This window comes from Amycolatopsis sp. SID8362 (assembly GCF_010550475.1).
GTDB lineage: Bacteria > Actinomycetota > Actinomycetes > Mycobacteriales > Pseudonocardiaceae > Amycolatopsis > Amycolatopsis eburnea.
The window spans coordinates 1-16,767 of sequence record NZ_JAAGNB010001213.1 but is presented as its reverse complement, the minus strand read 5'-3'; the positions used below and the strand labels follow the sequence as shown (position 1 = coordinate 16,767).

At 70.9% G+C, this 16,767-nt stretch carries 22 protein-coding genes; 11 read left to right on the top strand and 11 right to left on the bottom strand.

Annotated features, from left to right (window positions below; translation table 11 throughout):
- Positions 1–1,058: D-alanyl-D-alanine carboxypeptidase family protein (locus tag G3I65_RS37450; RefSeq protein ID WP_160700279.1), on the top strand; the 1,058-nt coding region annotated here is incomplete at its 5' end.
- Here the strand turns inward: G3I65_RS37450 and G3I65_RS37445 are convergent.
- The 6 genes from G3I65_RS37445 to G3I65_RS37420 form a co-directional block, all read right to left on the bottom strand.
- A complete protein-coding gene (locus tag G3I65_RS37445) occupies positions 1,055–1,492 on the bottom strand; it encodes a helix-turn-helix domain-containing protein (protein ID WP_160700278.1) in 438 nt (145 codons plus the stop codon). The two genes, G3I65_RS37450 and G3I65_RS37445, sit on opposite strands and share 4 nt — an antisense overlap.
- Positions 1,489–2,595 carry an acyl-CoA dehydrogenase family protein gene (locus tag G3I65_RS37440; RefSeq protein WP_160700277.1) on the bottom strand — a complete coding sequence of 369 codons (1,107 nt, stop codon included), beginning with the start codon at positions 2,593–2,595 and terminating at the stop codon, positions 1,489–1,491. The genes G3I65_RS37445 and G3I65_RS37440 overlap by 4 nt, the downstream gene beginning before the upstream one ends.
- Positions 2,596–2,651: 56 nt before the next feature.
- Positions 2,652–3,662 (bottom strand): inner membrane protein YhjD, encoded by a 1,011-nt coding sequence (gene yhjD, locus G3I65_RS37435; RefSeq protein WP_160700276.1) that lies wholly within the window; start codon positions 3,660–3,662, stop codon positions 2,652–2,654.
- A gap of 45 nt (positions 3,663–3,707) precedes the next feature.
- Complete coding sequence (locus G3I65_RS37430) at positions 3,708–4,196, bottom strand: ATP-binding protein (protein ID WP_160700275.1); 489 nt, start codon at positions 4,194–4,196, stop codon at positions 3,708–3,710.
- Positions 4,193–5,227 carry a tryptophan--tRNA ligase gene (gene trpS / locus G3I65_RS37425; RefSeq protein ID WP_160700274.1) on the bottom strand — a complete coding sequence of 345 codons (1,035 nt, stop codon included), beginning with the start codon at positions 5,225–5,227 and terminating at the stop codon, positions 4,193–4,195. Before trpS ends, G3I65_RS37430 begins: the two co-directional genes overlap by 4 nt.
- A 386-nt stretch (positions 5,228–5,613) precedes the next feature.
- A complete protein-coding gene (locus tag G3I65_RS37420) occupies positions 5,614–5,967 on the bottom strand; it encodes a hypothetical protein (protein WP_166641061.1) in 354 nt (117 codons plus the stop codon).
- 453 nt (positions 5,968–6,420) lie between these two features.
- On the opposite strand from G3I65_RS37420, the gene G3I65_RS37415 reads away from it, so the two are divergent.
- Positions 6,421–7,149, top strand: coding sequence for a chitinase (locus tag G3I65_RS37415; RefSeq protein ID WP_160700272.1), 729 nt, complete (start codon positions 6,421–6,423; stop codon positions 7,147–7,149).
- Between the two features lie 56 nt (positions 7,150–7,205).
- Here G3I65_RS37415 and G3I65_RS37410 read toward each other — a convergent pair whose 3' ends face one another.
- The gene (locus G3I65_RS37410) at positions 7,206–7,706 is read right to left on the bottom strand and encodes a MarR family winged helix-turn-helix transcriptional regulator (RefSeq protein ID WP_160700271.1); all 501 of its coding nucleotides are present in this window, start codon (positions 7,704–7,706) and stop codon (positions 7,206–7,208) included.
- Between the two features lie 81 nt (positions 7,707–7,787).
- Between G3I65_RS37410 and G3I65_RS37405 the strand changes: the two genes are divergently transcribed.
- Positions 7,788–8,261, top strand: a complete 474-nt coding sequence (locus G3I65_RS37405; RefSeq protein WP_160700270.1) for a cupin domain-containing protein — start codon at positions 7,788–7,790, stop codon at positions 8,259–8,261.
- On the opposite strand, the gene G3I65_RS37400 is transcribed toward G3I65_RS37405, so the two are convergent.
- Complete coding sequence (locus tag G3I65_RS37400; protein WP_160700280.1) at positions 8,258–9,064, bottom strand: exodeoxyribonuclease III; 807 nt, start codon at positions 9,062–9,064, stop codon at positions 8,258–8,260. The two genes, G3I65_RS37405 and G3I65_RS37400, sit on opposite strands and share 4 nt — an antisense overlap.
- 91 nt (positions 9,065–9,155) lie before the next feature.
- On the opposite strand from G3I65_RS37400, the gene G3I65_RS37395 reads away from it, so the two are divergent.
- From G3I65_RS37395 to G3I65_RS37385, 3 genes are all read left to right on the top strand, one after another.
- Positions 9,156–9,905 carry an MBL fold metallo-hydrolase gene (locus tag G3I65_RS37395; RefSeq protein ID WP_160700269.1) on the top strand — a complete coding sequence of 250 codons (750 nt, stop codon included), beginning with the start codon at positions 9,156–9,158 and terminating at the stop codon, positions 9,903–9,905.
- A gap of 563 nt (positions 9,906–10,468) precedes the next feature.
- Positions 10,469–11,050, top strand: a complete 582-nt coding sequence (locus G3I65_RS37390) for a TetR/AcrR family transcriptional regulator (protein WP_160700268.1) — start codon at positions 10,469–10,471, stop codon at positions 11,048–11,050.
- Positions 11,051–11,129: 79 nt separating this feature from the next.
- Positions 11,130–11,678, top strand: a complete 549-nt coding sequence (locus G3I65_RS37385; RefSeq protein ID WP_160700267.1) for a permease — start codon at positions 11,130–11,132, stop codon at positions 11,676–11,678.
- Positions 11,679–11,694: 16 nt separating this feature from the next.
- Here the strand turns inward: G3I65_RS37385 and G3I65_RS37380 are convergent, their stop codons facing one another.
- Positions 11,695–11,991 (bottom strand): SH3 domain-containing protein, encoded by a 297-nt coding sequence (locus G3I65_RS37380; RefSeq protein WP_125307365.1) that lies wholly within the window; start codon positions 11,989–11,991, stop codon positions 11,695–11,697.
- Between the two features lie 183 nt (positions 11,992–12,174).
- Positions 12,175–13,398, bottom strand: a complete 1,224-nt coding sequence (locus G3I65_RS37375; RefSeq protein WP_160700266.1) for an NADP-dependent isocitrate dehydrogenase — start codon at positions 13,396–13,398, stop codon at positions 12,175–12,177.
- A 257-nt stretch (positions 13,399–13,655) separates the two neighbouring features.
- Here G3I65_RS37375 and G3I65_RS37370 point away from each other — a divergent pair, with 257 nt between their 5' ends.
- From G3I65_RS37370 to G3I65_RS37355, 4 genes are all read left to right on the top strand, one after another.
- Complete coding sequence (locus G3I65_RS37370) at positions 13,656–14,165, top strand: hypothetical protein (RefSeq protein ID WP_160700265.1); 510 nt, start codon at positions 13,656–13,658, stop codon at positions 14,163–14,165.
- Positions 14,166–14,190: 25 nt separating this feature from the next.
- Positions 14,191–14,571: a DUF2203 domain-containing protein gene (locus G3I65_RS37365; protein WP_125307367.1), complete on the top strand. Its 381-nt coding sequence runs from the start codon at positions 14,191–14,193 to the stop codon at positions 14,569–14,571.
- 9 nt (positions 14,572–14,580) lie between these two features.
- Positions 14,581–15,198 carry a class I SAM-dependent methyltransferase gene (locus G3I65_RS37360; RefSeq protein ID WP_160700264.1) on the top strand — a complete coding sequence of 206 codons (618 nt, stop codon included), beginning with the start codon at positions 14,581–14,583 and terminating at the stop codon, positions 15,196–15,198.
- A 105-nt stretch (positions 15,199–15,303) separates the two neighbouring features.
- Positions 15,304–15,513, top strand: a complete 210-nt coding sequence (locus G3I65_RS37355) for a hypothetical protein (protein ID WP_160700263.1) — start codon at positions 15,304–15,306, stop codon at positions 15,511–15,513.
- Between the two features lie 144 nt (positions 15,514–15,657).
- On the opposite strand, the gene G3I65_RS37350 is transcribed toward G3I65_RS37355, so the two are convergent.
- Entirely contained in the window at positions 15,658–16,071 is a 414-nt protein-coding gene (locus G3I65_RS37350) for a DUF2000 domain-containing protein (RefSeq protein ID WP_160700262.1), read from the bottom strand.
- A 50-nt stretch (positions 16,072–16,121) separates the two neighbouring features.
- Between G3I65_RS37350 and G3I65_RS37345 the strand changes: the two genes are divergently transcribed.
- The coding region (locus G3I65_RS37345; RefSeq protein WP_160700261.1) for an AraC family transcriptional regulator at positions 16,122–16,767 on the top strand (646 nt) is incomplete at its 3' end.

Below are 16,767 nucleotides of genomic sequence, written 5' to 3'. Positions count from 1 at the left end.
CGCTGGCCGTGCCCGCCGCCCCGGTCGGCGGCCCGCGGCTGGCCGAGTGCGGCCTGATCACCCCGGACGGCGCGCTCAACCCGCCGGACGGCAACACCGCGGCGTCCTGGGTGGTGCAGGACCTCGACAGCGGCGCGGTCATCGCGGCGAAGGACCCGCACGCCCGGCAGCGGCCGGCGTCGCTGATCAAGACGCTGCTCGCGCTCGTCGTCGTCACCCAGCTGAACCCGCAGCAGGTGCTCGTCGCGACGAAGGAGGACGCCGAGCAGGAGTGCACCTGCGTCGGCCTCGCCGCCGGCGGCCAGTACACGGTCGACCAGCTGCTCCACGGCCTGCTGATGCACTCGGGCAACGACGTCGCGCACGCGCTGGCCACCGCCCTCGGCGGGGTCGACGCGACGGTGGCGAAGATGAACGCGCTGGCGGGCCGCATCGGCGCGCTGGACACGCGGGCCGCGACGCCGTCGGGGCTCGACGGGCCGGGCATGTCGACCTCGGCCTACGACCTCAGCCTGATCTTCCACTACGCGATGAAGCAGCCCGAGTTCGCGCGGGTCGTCGCGACGAAGAACTTCGAGATCCCGCCGACCGGCGGCAAGCCCGCGATCCCGATCTTCAACGACAACAAGCTGCTCGGCGTCTACCCCGGTTTCCTCGGCGGCAAGACCGGCTTCACCGACGACGCCCGCCACACCTACGTCGGCTCCGCGCAGCGCAAGGGCAAGCGGCTCGCCGTCGTCATGCTGCGCGCCGAGCAGAAGCCGACGAAGGTCGTCGACCAGGCGGCGAAGCTGCTCGACTACGGCTTCGCGCTGGAAGACGACCGCGCCGAGCCGGTCGGGCAGATCACCTACCAGGCGCCGTCGGCCGACGCGCCCGGCGGCGACCCGTCGGTGCTGACCGACGGCGGCACGAGCAACAGCGGCACGACGTCCTCGGCCGCCGCGGCCAAGGACGACCCGTTCGGCGTCACCGGCTGGATCATCACGCTGGTCGTGTTCCTGATCATCGTCGGCGGGTTCGCCGTCGGGCACCAGCGCAAGAGGGCCGCGAGCTAGCGGAACCCGGGCCCGGGTTCCGGGGTCACCCGGTCGGTCGCGATCGCGCCACCGCAGTGCCCGCAGGCGACGAACGTTTCGGCGATCTCGCCGCAGTCGTTGTGCCGCAACAGGATCGGCGGCCCCTCCGGCCCGGCGAGGTGCCGGTCGCCCCACTGCATGAGCGTGACGACGGCGCCGAAGAGGTCGCGCCCGGCCGGGGTCAGCCGGTATTCGGGCACCGGGTCGACGCGGTCGAGCACGCCCGCGTCGACGAGGGTCTTCAGCCGGGCGGACAACGTCGGGCGCGGGATCGAAAGCGTCCGCGCGAACTCGCCGTAGCGGCGCACGCCGAAGAACGCCTCCCGCAGGATGAGCAGGCTCCACCGCTCGCCGACCAGGTCGAGCGCGCGCCCGACCGAGTCCGCGGTGAACCGGTGGCCGAGGTCGGTCACAGCTGCTCCGTCCGGGCCGGGACGCCCAGCAGCAGCTTGCCCGGCAGCTCGAAGCTGGCCGGGTTCACCTGGAAGTGGGCGGTGGCGGTGTGGGCGTCGCGGAACCGGCGCTGCAGCGGCGAAGTCTCGTAGATCGCGGCGCCGCCGCCGAGGTCGTACATGCTTTCGGCGACCTTCGCGGCCGTGCGCGTGACGTGCGTGGCCGCGAGCCGGAGACCCACCTTGAGCGCGTCCGACACCGGTTCGGTGCCCTGCGCGGCCTGCCAGGCGTCGTCGATGCTGGTGTAGAACAACAGCCGCGCCGCGCGCAGCGCGGCTTCGGCCTCCGCGACGGACGCCTGGGTCTGCGCCCGCTCGGCCAGCGACCGGCTGGAGCCGAGCGGTTTCCGGGTGGCGGCCAGCTCGACGAGGTCGTCGATCGCGCCGCGCGCGTTGCCCAGCGCGGCCGCGGCGACCGACAGCGCGAAGTAGCCGAAGAGCGGGAACCGGTGCAGCGAAACGGCTTCCGGCGGCGGGCCGCCCATGACCGAGAAGACGCGGTGCTCCGGGACGAACACCGCGTCGGCAACGCAGTCGTGGCTGCCGGTGCCGCGCAAGCCGTTCGTGTGCCACGTGTCGAGCACGGTGATGTCGGCCTTGGGGAACGCCGCGACGAAGAGCTGTCCTTCGTGGACGAACCCGGCGAAAAGCCAGTCGCAGTGCGGGATCCCGCTGCAGAACGCCCACCGGCCGGACACGACGTACCCGCCCTCGACCCGCTCGCCGGTGCCACGCGGCGCCCAGACCCCGGCGGCGACGGTGCGGGGGTCGCCGAAGACCTCTTCGGCGCACTTCCGCGGCGCGTACGCCGACAACAGGCTGCTCGTCACGGCGATCGAGACGCACCAGCCGGCCGAGGCGTCGCCGCGGGCGACCGTCTCGGCGGTCTCGAGACTGACGGCGGGCGGCGCTTCGGGCCCGCCGAGGTAACCGGGGACGCCGCTGCGCAGGAGCTGGGCGCCGGTCAGCTTGGCGACGAGCTCGGCGGGCAGGGCGCGCTCCCGCTCGGTGACCGGCGCGAGCGTCTTGGCGAGCGCGGCGCACTCGCGGGCGGCGTCCAGCATGAAACCTCCGGTTCAGATTTCTTACCGGTTCAGTTTCTTTACCACCCAGCCCCCTGTCAAGGCTTGCGGCGGCCCCCGAACCACGCGAGCAGCGCGCCGGCACCGAACGCGCCCGCGACGGCCCCGAGGCCGGGCCCGCGCTGGACCGTGACGTTCTGCTCCAGCAGCACCGGCGGCGGAGGCTGGACGACCTTGTGCTGGTTCTCCCTCGCCGTCGCGGTCCACGCCGTGATGAGCAACAGGAAGCGCGAGACGAGGTTCGCGAACACGAGCAGACCGATGACCGGCCCGAACAGCGCGGCCGACGGCGACTTCGTGACGCTGGCCAGGTAGATCGACCCGACCTGCTGCAGGACGACGAACCCGACGGCGGCGACCGCGGCACCCTTGACGGCGCTGCGCAGCGCGACGCGCTCCCGCGGCAGCCGCGCGATCACCCAGAGGAAGACGAGGGTGTTGGCGAGCAGGCCGAGCACGATCGTCGCCCCGCGGAGCAGGTAGATCGCCCAGGTTTGGTGTTCGAGCCCGACGAGTTCGAGCAGGAACTGCCCGACCCCGCCCCCGACGGCGGTCAGCGCGAACGAAACGATGAGCGCGACGCCGAGGCCGACGAGCGCGACGAGGTCCTTGAGCGTCTGCTTGACGAGCGGCTGCGCCTGCTTTTCCTGGCCCCACTGCGCGGTGAGCGCGTCGCGGAGGTTCGACATCCAGCCGATGCCGGAGTAAAGGGCGATGAGCAGGCCGAAGACGCCGATCGTGCCGCCGGAGTCGAGCGCGCCCTTGACGATGCCGTTCACCAGCTCGCGCAGGCCCTCGGGGACGGCGTTGTTCACGCCGTCGGTGATCTTGGCGATGATCGTCTGGTCGTGGTTGACCACCAGCCCCACGACGGCGAACGCGACCATGAACAGCGGGAACACCGACAGCACGCTGAAGTAGGTGATCGCGGCGGCGTAGTGGTTGCCGTACCGCTCGGTGAAGGCGTCGTTGGCGCGGATCAGGTGATCCAGCCACGGGTACTTCCTGCGCAGGCGCGGCAGGAGCTTTTCCTTCTCTTCGTTCGCCACTGTAAAACGCTAACCACGCCCGGTGACTCCTGCAACGCGAGCGGTTCAGGTGAGGGAGGTGAGCAGGGCGTCGTAGCCGTCCACGACGTGCGCACCGCGGCTCGCGGCGAACGCCTCGACGGCCGCGTAGCTGCGGTCCAGCTCGGCGGCGGTCAGCGAGGTGGCCGTCTCGACTTCGGACTCGCGCGCCTCGAAGCGGCGCCGGGCCACGTCGCGGCCGGGGAGGAGCACGAACTCGCGGAACCCGGCGCCCGTTTCGCGGGCCAGCGCTTCAAGCCGTCCGGCGAACTCCGGACGGGCCAGCAGCTGGGGCACCACGACGTCGTGGCCCGCGGTCAGGTGCGCGCGGGCGGCGGCCACGGCGATGTCACGGGCCAGCAGGCCGGCCGGACCCGGTTGGGCGCGCCAGCCGCCGACCATCGCGCGGAGCCGGTCGACGTCCAGCGCCAGCGCCGGCGGGTGGTCGTCGGCGTAGCGCCGGGCGAGCGTCGACTTGCCGCTGCCCGGCGGGCCGTTGAGCAGGATCAGCTTCACCGCACCGGCGGCAGGAACCCGATCCGCTGGTACGTCTTGGCCAGCGTCTTCGACGCCACCTCGCGGGCGCGCTCGGCACCGGCGGCGAGGACCTTGTCCAGCTCCGCGACATCGTCCAAATAGGACTTGACGCGCTCCTGGATCGGCGTGACCCACTCGACGAACACCTCGCCGAGGTCCTTCTTCAGGTCGCCGTAACCCTTGCCTTCGTAGGCGGCTTCGAGGTCCGCGATCGTCCGCTCGGTCAGCGCGGAGTAGATGGACAGCAGGTTCGAGACGCCCGCCTTGTTCTCGGCGTCGAACTTGACCTCGCGGCCGGTGTCGGTGACCGCCGAGCGGATCTTCTTCGCCGAGCGCTTCGGGTCTTCGAGCAGCTCGACGAGCCCGTTCGCGGTGGACGCCGACTTGCTCATCTTGCTCGTCGGGTCCTGCAGGTCGTAGATCTTCGCGGTGTCCTTGATGATGAACGGCTCGGGCACGACGAACGTCTTGCCCAGGCGGTTGTTGAAGCGCTGCGCGAGGTCGCGCGTGAGCTCCAGGTGCTGCCGCTGGTCCTCGCCGACCGGGACGGCGTCGGCCTGGTAGAGCAGGATGTCCGCGGCCTGCAGGATCGGGTAGGTGAAGAGGCCGACGCTGGAGCGGTCGGAGCCCTGCTTGGCGGACTTGTCCTTGAACTGCGTCATCCGGCCGGCTTCGCCGAAGCCGGTCTGACACTCGAGGACCCAGCTCAGCTGCGCGTGCTCGGGCACGTGGCTCTGCACGAACAGGGCACTGCGCTGCGGGTCGATCCCGATGGCGAGCAGCTGCGCGGCCGAGACGCGGGTGCGCTGCCGCAGCACCTTCGGATCCTGCTCGACGGTGATCGCGTGCAGGTCGACCACGCAGTAGAAGGTCTCGTGCGTGTCCTGCATCCGCACCCACTGGCGCAGGGCACCGAGGTAGTTCCCGAGGTGGAACGAGTCGGCGGTGGGCTGGATCCCGGACAGGACCCGCGGACGGCGTGCGGCTGCGACGGTCTGCTCTTCGGACACGCGGAGATTCTTCCAGGCTGGATCGAAGCCCGGGCGGCGAGGGCCCTTCGGCGCTTCATCGGCCGGGCGGGCGCACGCGAGCAACCCCGACATGCTGGGCGGAAGCGGGCGGGTCGGCCCCGAGCGGACCGGACTCCGGCGGAGGGCTCATCAGCCGGGAGGACGTGCGCGAGCAGCCCGGCGTGCGGATGCCGAGCAACGCCGAAACAGCTCCGGCGTGCGGCGCAAGCAGGTCAGGCGTGCAGGCGCGGAGCGAGCAACGGGCAGCTCCGGCCCAAGCGGGTGCCGCAGCGACAACGGCGTGGGGCGCCGACTTGCTGGGCTCCGGCGGTGTCGCTCATCAGCTGAGCGGGCGCACGCGGGCAACCCCGGCATGCGGCGGCGGGTCAGGCGTGCGGGTGCTGGGTGAGGTACGGGCGGGTCGGCGTGGCGTCGGGCTCGCCGAGGACGGCTTCCGCCATGGCTGTGACCGGGCCGGGGGTTTCGGGGGTGGCCGGGGCGGCCTCGGCGACTCGGTTCTTGCGGCGCTGGCGCAGCACGCCCAGGGTCATGCCGACGATGCCGAGCGCGACCGCGACCAGGCCCACCGGGCCGAGCACACCGAAGCTCTCCGCGGTCGTTTCGGCCTGTGCGGTCGTCGTGACGTCGGCGAACGCGCTGCCGCCACCCGCGAGGAGCAGGGTGGCCGGGACGAGCGCGACCACCGCGGCCGCGCGGCCGGCGCGCAGCGTGGACCGCAACAGGAGATGACCTGGGTTGCGCACCGGAGTGCCTCCCGCGATTGACGAGCGAAACGCTCACCCATCCGAGTGAGACGCTGCGTGTTGCTGGTCAAAAAGCTACCGAGCGTGTCAAGACCCCGGGGTCCGATCGGCTCGGGGGCTGAGACTAGCGCCCAACTCACAACACGGTCCCGGCACCCCTGTGGTTCACCCCAACCGCCCAAGTGGGTGTTGCGGAGGGCGGAACGCTCACACTCAAAGTAGAACCTGACCGATCGATGTCCGCCTGGCCGTCACCCGTTTGTCGCAAGAACGGCTCACGCTATGCCATTCGACGCAGCGCGCGATGCTCCGATCGCGTCGTCTTATTCGGAAAACTTTTCACTCGATAGTGATTGGTCTATACCTCTTGGAGTAGCCCATTCGGCTCGGTCGGACCGCGCACGACCGGCGTGATCAAGAGGAGTCTGAATGTCGATTACCCGGTTCTTGAAGCGCACCGGAGTGGCGGTGAGCGCGCTCGCCGCGGCGGCCGGCGCCATCGTTCTCCCGGCCACGACCGCGTCCGCCGCGGCGGACGCCTCGTTCGTCGTCAGCGAAGCCCAGTTCGACCAGATCTTCCCCAACCGCAACAGTTTCTACTCCTACAGCGGCCTGACCGACGCGCTGTCGGCCTACCCCGGCTTCGCCAACACCGGCGACGACACGGTCAAGAAGCAGGAAGCGGCGGCGTTCCTGGCGAACGTCAACCACGAGACCGGCGGGCTCGTCTACATCGTCGAGCAGAACACCGCGAACTACCCGCACTACTGCGACGCGAGCCAGTCCTACGGCTGCCCGGCCGGCCAGGCCGCCTACTACGGCCGCGGGCCGATCCAGCTCAGCTGGAACTTCAACTACAAGGCCGCCGGCGACGCGCTCGGCATCGACCTGCTCGGCAACCCGTACCAGGTCGAGCAGAACTCGGCCGTCGCGTGGAAGACCGGGCTCTGGTACTGGAACACCCAGACCGGGCCGGGCACCATGACGCCGCACGACGCGATGGTCAACCAGCGCGGGTTCGGCGAGACCATTCGCAGCATCAACGGGTCGATCGAGTGCAACGGCGGCAACCCCGCCCAGGTGCAGAGCCGGATCGACAAGTACACGCAGATCACCGGGATCCTCGGGGTCCCGACCGGGAACAACCTGTCCTGCTGAGCCGGGCGCGGCTAGAAGGGCCTTCCCGACACGCCGCCGGGGAGGCCCTTTTCGCGTCACGCGGGGGGATCGAGGTGCCCCAGCAGCTTGCGCAGGACGTCGTCCAGCAGGCCGAGCTCCTTTCCGGACAGTCCGGACAGCAGCTCGGAGACGTTCGCGGTGTGCTCGGTCATCGCGGCGTCGACGGCGTCGAAACCCTTGTCCGTCAAGCGGATGCGGAAGCTGCGGCGGTCGTTCGGGTCGAGCGCGCGCTCGACGAAGCCGGCCTTCTCCAGCCGGTCGAGACGGCTCGTCATGCCGGCGCGGGACATCATCAGCGTCGCGGACAGCTCGGACGGGATCAGCGTGTAGGGCCGCCCGGACCGGCGCAGCGCCGCCAGGACGTCGAACTCCCCGCGCTGCAGGCCGAACTTGCCGAACACGCGCTCCTGGGCCGGGCCGAGCACGAGCGCCAGCCGGCCCATCCGGCCGGCCACGCCGATGGCGGTCAGGTCGAGGTCGGGGCGTTCACGGTGCCACGCCGACACGACGGCGTCGACGGCGTCTTCGTCACTCACCGGGCCCACTCTATTCGACGCCAGCACTATTCGTCGCCTGATAGTTTGACAGCGAACTATCAGGCGTGGAACCATCTGGGTATGACGACATTGCTGGTACGCCACGACGAAGCCGAGCAGCTCGGCTCGACCCCCGACACGATGACCCTGCTCGCGGACGTCTCGCAGACCGGCGGGCACCTGAGCACCAACCGCGCGTGCCTCGGCCGTGGGCGCGACGGGGCGACCCCGCACTTCCACACCTCGTCGGCCGAGATGTTCTTCATGCTGGACGGGGAACTGGACGTGCTGAACGGCGAAGACATCGTGACGGTGCGGACCGGCGACATGCTGTTCGTGCCGCCGCACACCAACCACGCGTTCGGCGCGACAGCGCGCTCGGGCGCGGACGTGCTGATCGTGTTCACGCCCGGCGTCGAGCGCTTCGAGTACTTCCGGATGATCGACCGGATCCGCCGGGGCGAGGCGTCGCCGGCGGAGATCCTGGCGACGCAGGACCGGTTCGACAACCACTTCGTGGACAGCGCGGCCTGGCGCGCGGCCCGCGCGGCCTAGATGTCGTAGGTGGCGGTGACCGGCGCGTGGTCCGACCAGCGCTGGTCGTACGCCGCCGCGCGTTCGACGACGACTTCGACGACCTTCTCGGCGAGACCCGGCGTCGCGAGCTGGCAGTCGATGCGCCAGCCGGAGTCGTTGTCGAAGGCCTGGCCGCGGTAGGACCACCAGGTGTAGGGGCCGGGGCCTTCGGGGTCGAGGCGGCGCTGGACGTCGGTGTAGCCCGCCTCGGTGTAGACCCGGCCGAGCCACTCGCGTTCCTCCGGCAGGAAGCCGGAGTTCTTGCGGTTGCCGCGCCAGTTCTTGAGGTCGATCGTGTCGTAGGCGATGTTCCAGTCCCCCACGACGACGACCTCGCGCCCGGCCGCGGCGGCCTTCGCCCGCAGCTCGACGAGGTAGGGCAGGAACGCCGCCATGAAGCGTTCCTTCTCGTCCTGGCGTTCGGTGCCGACGTCCCCGCTGGGCAGGTAGAGGCTCGCGACGACCACGCCGGGCAGGTGGACCTCGAGGTAGCGCCCGCTGTCCTCGAACTCGGGCTCCCCGAAGCCGACGCGCACCTCGTCGGGCTCGACGCGGCTGTACACGGCGACACCGTTGCGCCCCTTGACGGCCGACGGTGCGTGCGCGGTGAACCACCCTTCGGGCTCGACGACCGACGCGGGGAGCTGGTCCGCGGTGGCGCGCACCTCCTGGCAGCAGACGACGTCGGCCTTCGTGGCGGCGAGCCACTCGACGAAGCCCTTCTTGGCGGCGGCACGCAGGCCGTTGACGTTCACGGTGGAGACGGTCAGCACGCCTCGCACGCTACCGGCCGGGCGGCCGCGTCCGGACCATCGGGGCCGGTCGGCGAAAACCGTGCCGCGCCGCCGCGCGCGCTCTGCCAGACTGCCGCGCATGGGTGACGCGGTGAGCAGCCTGACCGTGCTCGGCAGCTGCGGCGCGTGGCCGGAACCCGGCCGGGCGTGCGCCGGGTTCCTGCTCTCGCACAACGGTTTCCGCGTCGTGCTCGACCTCGGGTACGGCGCCGCCTCGCGGCTGTTCGCGCACTGCCACGACCGGCTGCCGGACGCCGTCGTCGTGACGCACGAGCACCCGGACCACTGCGCCGACGTAAGCGCGCTCGGCCGCGCCTGGCACTACACCGGCCCACCCGGCGCGCGGTTGCCGCTGCACTGCACCCCCGGCACCGTCCGCCGGCTCGAGGCGCTGGAGCCACGGCCGCACCCGACGGAACTGTTCGCCGTGCACGACCTCGGCACCCCGGCCGACGTCGGGCCGTTCCGCCTCACGCCGTACCCGCTGCCGCACCACCAGCCGAACTTCGGCGTGCGCCTGACCGCGCCCGGGCTCACCGTGGCCTACACCGGGGACACCGGACCGTCGCCGCTGCTGGCCGACCTCGGCCGCGACGCGGACCTGGTCATCTGCGACGCCACCCTCCGCACCCCACCGGCGGAGGGGGAGCCTCGCTATCTGATGACCGCCGCCGAAGCGGGCCAGTGGGCGGCGAAGGCGGGCGCTCGGCGGTTGCTGCTCACGCACTTCTGGCCGGGCACCGATCGTGCCGCCGCGGCCGAGGAGGCTCGGGCCGGGTTCGGTGGTGAGGTGCTGGTCGCGGAAGAGGACCTCACGATCGCGCTCTGACGCCGGACCTGGACCGGGCGCCGCCGACCGACCGCGAGCGACGCTGTGCCCTCGGCCCGCACGCGACGAGCGACCTCGCCCGCCCATGTGGAGCGCGCCGCCCTGGGCGCGGGCTCCCACCAGCGCTCTCGCGCAACCGCCGGAAGGCTTCGCCTGCCCGCACCCGCCGGAAGGCGATGTGGCCCTCCGCGCGGCCGGAGACCGTCGCCCTCGTGCTCCGGCCACCCCGCCGCAGATCTCCCCTCGCGCTCCGCCCCCCGTCCGAGCGCGTTCCCCAGGTTCGATCACCGCGCGATCCGCCGTCGCGGCGTCGCCGATCAGCGCCGCACCGACCCGGCTCCCGTTGCCCGCGAGACTCCCCCTGGAGACCTCGCGGACGTCACGTCCGGCTCGTGCCGCATTCAGTTGTCGCCCGTCCCCGGACGGTGCCTCCTCTCCGGCAGCCATGGGCCGCCACCTGCGGTTTTCGACGTGATCAGTTCTAGCACCCACCACCGACAAAAACCGTGCCTTGACGCCCAAAGCTACTAGTATTAGCTTTAAAGCTATGCAGAGTAGCCACCATGTCCCCTAGAGCCGGCCTGACCACCGACGCGGTCGTCGCCATCGCCATCGCCGTCGTCGACGAAGCCGGTCCCGAGGCCCTCACCCTCGCCAAGATCGCCGAACGGGCCGGGGTCGCCGCGCCGTCCCTCTACAAGCACGTCAAGAACCTCGCCGACCTGCGGCGGCTCATCGACCTCCGCGTCGTCAAGGAAATGGCCGAAACCCTCCGGACCGCCGCGACAGGCCGCGAAGGCGAGGACGCCGTGGCCGCGCTGGCCGATGCCTACCGCGGCTACCTGCGGCAATACCCCCGCCGCACCCACGCGCTCGTCACCGCGCCGGACGAAACCGACACCGAACTCAGCAGCGCGACCCACGCGGTCGCCGAGGTCGTCTTCGCCGTGCTCCGGCCGTTCGGCTTCGACCACGGCCGGGCCGTGCACGCGACGCGCTGCATCCGCGCCGCCGTCCACGGGTTCGCCGGGCTCGAGGCGTCCGGCGGCTTCGGGCGCCCGGAAGACGTCGGCGAAAGCTTCGAAGTGCTCAAGAAGATGCTCGTCCAGGGTCTGGCGAGCTACGCAGAACAGGAACCGAAATGAGCTTCATCCTCGCCGTGCTCCTCTTCACCGTCGGGCTGGGCGTGCTCGACGCCCGCTTCCCGTGGACGGAGGCCCCCAGATGATCGCCGGTCACTTCGGGCTGGCCGCCGCCGTCAAGGCGGGCCGGCCGGCCATCCCCGTCTGGACTCTCATGCTCGCCACCGCCTGGCTCGACGTCGTGTTCGTGCCGCTCTACCTGAGCGGCATCGAGACGGTCGACGGCGAGGGCTACGGCGGCGGCGTCATCCACGCCGACTACACGCACTCGCTCGTGGGCGCGCTCGTGCTCGCCGCGCTCTTCGGCGGCGTCGCGGCCATCAAACTCGGCCGCGAAGCCGGGCTGATCCTTGCCGGCGTCGTGTTCTCGCACTGGCTGCTCGACCTCGTCGTGCACCGCGCCGACCTGCCGATCCTGCCCGGCAACGCCGGCGACCTGCCCACGTTCGGCTTCGGGCTCTGGCGGCTGCCCGCCGTCTCGGCCGTCGTCGAACTGCTGATGCTGGCGATCGGCATCGGCCTCTACTGGCGCGCCGCGGCGAAACGCGATCCGAAGCGCGCTCGCACGCTGGGCCTTTCGGCCGCGGCGTTCGGCGTCGCCACGCTCGCGGCCGACCTGCTCGGCGTCTGAAGGATTCAGCGAAGGATCAGCAAGTGGAGCCCTCGACAGGCTGGGTGAACGCGGCCGCCACCCACTTGTCGTCGGCCACCTTCCGGAAGCCGTTCTGCACGCCCGGCAAGGCGTCGAACTGGGCGTCGCGGAGGTACTTGCCGACGATCTTGGCGTTGCCGTCCGCCGTCTCGCGGGCGTTCAGGACGTCCGCGGTCACGGTCACCTTGCACCCGGTCGCCGAAGCGCCCGAAGCCTGCTTCCCCGTGTTCATGGCGTACACGAAGACGACCAGGACGATGGCGCCCAAGATGATCAGAGTCTTCTTCGACATGCCTTCCTCCAACCAGCGAGCCCCGTCCTCCGCCAAGGGTAGGCAATCCTTTACCCGGACCGACAGCGCCGTACGCAGCAACCACCCGGAGGCGCCAGCGGAGCCACTCCAAGGTGACGCGCTGTGCACGAAGAAAGCCCCCTTCCCGACGAATCGGGAAGGGGGCTTCTTCGCGGGGAGAACTCAGCCCTGGGCGATCTTCTTCGCCAGGTTGTCGTCCAGCGTCGCGAGGAACTCCTCGGTCGTCTGCCACGGCTGGTCCTTGCCGATGAGCAGCGCGAGGTCCTTCGTCATCTGGCCGCTCTCGACGGTCTCGACGACGACCTGCTCCAGCTTGTTCGCGAAGCCGATCAGCTCCTGGTTGCCGTCCAGCTTGCCGCGGTGCTCGAGGCCGCGGGTCCAGGCGTAGATCGACGCGATCGGGTTGGTCGACGTCGGCTTGCCCTGCTGGTGCTGGCGGTAGTGCCGGGTGACCGTGCCATGCGCGGCCTCGGCCTCGACGGTCCGGCCGTCCGGCGTGCGCAGCACCGACGTCATCAGGCCGAGCGAGCCGAAGCCCTGCGCGACCGTGTCGGACTGGACGTCACCGTCGTAGTTCTTGCACGCCCAGACGTAGCCGCCCTCCCACTTCATCGCCGCGGCGACCATGTCGTCGATCAGGCGGTGCTCGTAGGAGATGCCCTTGGCGTCGAAGTCGGCCTTGAACTCGTTCTGGAAGATCTCCTCGAACACGTCCTTGAACTGGCCGTCGTAGGCCTTGAGGATGGTGTTCTTGGTGGAGAGGTAGACCGGCAGGCCGCGGTCGAGGCCGTACTGCAGCGACGCGCGCGCGAAGTCCTCGATCGACTTCTTGAAGTTGTACATCCCCATGGCGACGCCGCCGCCCTCGGGGAACTGCGCGACCTGGAACTCCATCGGCTCGGAGCCGTCGTCCGGGGTGTAGCTGACGGTCAGCTTGCCCGGGCCCGGCACCTTGAAGTTGGTGGCCTTGTACTGGTCACCGTGGGCGTGGCGGCCGATGATGATCGGCTTCGTCCACGTCGGCACCAGCCGCGGGATGTTCTGGATGACGATCGGCTCGCGGAAGATCACGCCGCCGAGGATGTTGCGGATCGTCCCGTTCGGGGACAGCCACATCTTCTTGAGGCCGAACTCCTCGACGCGCGCCTCGTCGGGGGTGATCGTGGCGCACTTGACGCCCACGCCGTGCTTCTTGATCGCGTTCGCGGAGTCGACCGTGACCTGGTCGTCGGTGCGGTCCCGCTCCTCGATACCCAGGTCGTAGTAGTCCAGGTTCACGTCCAGGTACGGGTGGATCAGCTTGTCCTTGATGAACTGCCAGATGATGCGGGTCATCTCATCGCCGTCGAGTTCGACGACGGTGCCCTGGACCTTGATCTTGGCCATGAGCAGCGGTGCTCCTTCCGCGGATCTTCGCGTTCTTCTTTAAGTCTCGCCGGTAGCGGTACAAGCGTACTGCTTGACCGAGCTGGATGGTTCCAGTAGTGGCCGGTATCAAGTCTCCACCCGCCGGTTGTGGCGCAGCTCACGGGGCCGGGGCCGACCGCTCGGCTCAGCCGACCGCTCGCCGAGCGAGCGTCGCGCTCCGGGGTGAACCAAGGCACGATGCCACCCGTGAACTCATCATGCGGGAGGTGACGGCCATGTCGACCCATCGGTACGCCGACTACGAAGACGATTACGAAGACTACGAAGACAGCACCGACGTTCTCGGCGAACGGCCGCGCCGAGGTGGCGCGCACGTCGTCAGCGCGCTGGGCGGGCTCGTGCTGACACCGGTGGCCCTCGGGCTGCTGAGCTGGGGCGGGCTGCGCCAGCAGCAGCTGATCCAGGCCACCCTCAGCACCAACCGCGACGCGCTGGGCATCGCGCTGCTGGCCGGCGGGGCGATCCTGCTGCTGGTCGTCGCCGCGCTCGGCGCGCTGTCCGCGGTCGGCCCGATCCTGGGCGGGCTGATCTACGGCGTGCTGCCCGGCGTCGCCGCGATGGCGGTGCCCGAGTGGGGGTTCCGGCTGGTCAACCTGATGCCGAAGAGCGACATCGCGTACGGCGTCATGGACTTCCTCTTCATCGGCGGGCTGCTCGGCGTGGGCTTCCTGCTGGTCGGCAGCGGACTGGCCAACGCGCTGGTCCGGCGGCGGCGCGAGAGCTGAAGCCCGCCGGTGGCAAAATCGGCGGATGGGACTGTTCACCGTCGCGGAAGCACGTGACGAACTGGCGCGGCTGCGGCCGGTCCTCGACGAACTGGTGCGCGTCCGCGCCGACGCGGCCGAGCTCGCGGCGTCGCTGCGCCCCGGCGGCCGGGCCACCGAGCTGGGCGGGCTGCCGGAGTGGAAGGCCGCGCAGGCCCGCCTCGACGACCTCATGACGACGGTCCAGCGCACCGGCGCCGAGCTCAAGGGGTTCGCGCCGCTGCTGGTCGACTTCCCGGCCGAGCTCGACGGCACCGACGTGCTGCTGTGCTGGCTCGAGGGTGATCGCGAGCTGGGCTGGTACCACCGCACCGACCTGGGGTTCGCCGGCCGTCGTCCGCTGAAAACCGCTGGTGGGCCCGGCTAGGTTGGGTCCGTGGACCACGACTCGAGGGCAGCCCTCTTCGACAGCACGGCCGAGCACTACGACGAAGACCCCTGGCACGCGTCCGTCGCCGAAGCGCTGGTTTCGCCGCTGCCCGAATCGCCGGAGCTGGTTCTCGACGTCGCCACGGGGACCGGCTTCGCGGCATACGCGGCGTTGCGGCTGAAGCCGGCTCGGGTGCTGGCTGTCGACTTGTCGCCGGCGATGCTGGCCCGGGCCACGGCGAAGGCGGCCACGCTGGACCCGGCCGGGGTGATCACGTGGCAGGTCGCGCCCGCGGTCCCGATGCCGGCGGCGGACGGCTCGGCCGATGTCGTGCTGTGCGCGTCCTCGCTGCACTTCCTGGGCGCGGTCGCGTTCGCGGACTGGCTGCGCGTGCTCCGGCCGGGCGGACGGCTGGCGTTTTCGGTGGTTTCGGGGGCGCGGTTCAAGCCGACGGGCCGGTTCGCGGACTTCGTGCCCCGGGACCTGTCGTTCCCGACCGACGAGGCCGGTGCCGCGGAGCTGGCGACGTCGGCGGGGTTCGTGGACGCTTCGGCGCAGACGTTCACCGTCGAGGGCGTGGATCGGGTGCGGAGCGTGTTCCTGGTGTACGCGACGGCTCCGTGAACCTGGAACGGTTCGCCGACGGCCACCTGACCGAGGCCGTCGCGGACGGGAGCCGCGTGGGCAACGCGCTGGAAGAACCCGTGGAGCTGGGAACACGACGGCCTCGTGACGGTCGAGTTCTTCGCCCCGGACCGGGTCCGGGTGACCGCCGCCGCCTTCGAACTGAAGTCGCTCGGGGTCGAGCCACGACCGGTGGCGCCGTCGCCGTCCGCGCGGCGGTGCAGCTTCGAGTCCGCCGACGCGCTCGACCTCGCGACGCAGCCGATCCCGGCGGCTGGTTCCTCCAGCGCCGGGACCGGCTCGCGAATTCACTGACCGGCGTCTTCTGCCGCGTGACGGATCCGGTCGCGTTCGAGCGCCACGACGCCGACGACGAGCTGTGGCGCGCGGTGCAGCTGCTCGGCCGCCACGCGAGCCGCGTGTCGTCCGGTGGGCCTCGCGGCGGGTCGCTGGCAGCGCTCAGCGGTGCAGGGACGCGCCCTTGAGGATCTTGTCGACGGCGTTCTTCGGGCCGTGCACCGCGAGCCCGGCCAGCGCGAGCTTCTCCCCCGGCACCGCGCGCACCGCGGCCCGGTTGTCGGTGTCGTTGCCGGTGTGGAACAGCTCGTCGGTGAAGATCGAGAACCGCAGGCCGCGGCTCAGCGCCCGCGCGTGCGCCGTGGTCAGGACGGCCGCGGTGCCCGAGAACACCAGCACCGGCTGGCCGAACATCGGGAGGTACTCCGTGCCGTCGGCGTCCGCGTAGGGCTCGCCCATCAGCTCCGGCGTCACGTGGGCGATTCCGCTCACCAGGAACGCGGTGACGTTCAGCCGCTGCCAGGACGCCAGGTCGTCGCGGAGCAGGACGGCGATCTTCGTGTCGAAGGAACTCATGCCCCGAAGACTCGCCCGGCGGTCACCCGCGCGTCTTGTACGTTCTTGACATGGCGCACGTCGAAGCCTGGCGGCCGGCGGTCCCGGGGATCGCCGAGGTCTTCCACGCCCGCTTCACGACGCACGCCTACCCGCTCCACACGCACGACACGTGGACGCTGCTGATCGTCGACGACGGCGTCATCCGCTACGACCTCGACCGCCACCACCACGGCGCGCTCGGGACGGCCGTGACGCTGCTGCCGCCGAACGTCGCCCACGACGGGCGCGCCGCGACCAGCCACGGCTTCCGCAAGCGCGTGCTGTACCTGGACGCGCCGGTGCTCGGCGACGACCTGATCGGCGCCGCCGTGGACCGCCCGAGCCTCGCCGACGGCCTGCTGCGGACCCGCATCCACCAGCTGCACGAGTCCCTCGCCCACCCCGGCGACGCGCTGGAGGCCGAGAGCAGGCTGGTGCTGGTGGCCGACCGGCTCCGGACGCACCTGGGGCAGCCGGTCGCGCCGGAACCGAAGCGCGGGCTGGCGGAGGACCTGCGGGACCTCCTCGACGCGAAGCTGCCCGAAGCGCTGACGCTCGCCGAAGCCGGCGAGACGCTCGGCGCGCACCCGGCGTACCTCGTGCGCTGCTTCGGGGCGCGGTTCGGGCTGCCGCCGCACCGCTACCTGACCGGCCGCCGCGTCGACCGCGCCCGGC

Coding starts and splice junctions, on each gene's coding strand:
- G3I65_RS37385 (WP_160700267.1), top strand. CDS start 11,130: ATGATCGCCGGTCACTTCGGGCTGGCCGCCGCCGTCAAGGCGGGCCGG.
- G3I65_RS37390 (WP_160700268.1), top strand. CDS start 10,469: ATGTCCCCTAGAGCCGGCCTGACCACCGACGCGGTCGTCGCCATCGCC.
- G3I65_RS37370 (WP_160700265.1), top strand. CDS start 13,656: ATGTCGACCCATCGGTACGCCGACTACGAAGACGATTACGAAGACTAC.
- G3I65_RS37415 (WP_160700272.1), top strand. CDS start 6,421: ATGTCGATTACCCGGTTCTTGAAGCGCACCGGAGTGGCGGTGAGCGCG.
- G3I65_RS37440 (WP_160700277.1), bottom strand. CDS start 2,595: ATGCTGGACGCCGCCCGCGAGTGCGCCGCGCTCGCCAAGACGCTCGCG.
- G3I65_RS37380 (WP_125307365.1), bottom strand. CDS start 11,991: ATGTCGAAGAAGACTCTGATCATCTTGGGCGCCATCGTCCTGGTCGTC.
- G3I65_RS37365 (WP_125307367.1), top strand. CDS start 14,191: ATGGGACTGTTCACCGTCGCGGAAGCACGTGACGAACTGGCGCGGCTG.
- G3I65_RS37375 (WP_160700266.1), bottom strand. CDS start 13,398: ATGGCCAAGATCAAGGTCCAGGGCACCGTCGTCGAACTCGACGGCGAT.
- G3I65_RS37350 (WP_160700262.1), bottom strand. CDS start 16,071: ATGAGTTCCTTCGACACGAAGATCGCCGTCCTGCTCCGCGACGACCTG.
- G3I65_RS37405 (WP_160700270.1), top strand. CDS start 7,788: ATGACGACATTGCTGGTACGCCACGACGAAGCCGAGCAGCTCGGCTCG.
- G3I65_RS37395 (WP_160700269.1), top strand. CDS start 9,156: ATGGGTGACGCGGTGAGCAGCCTGACCGTGCTCGGCAGCTGCGGCGCG.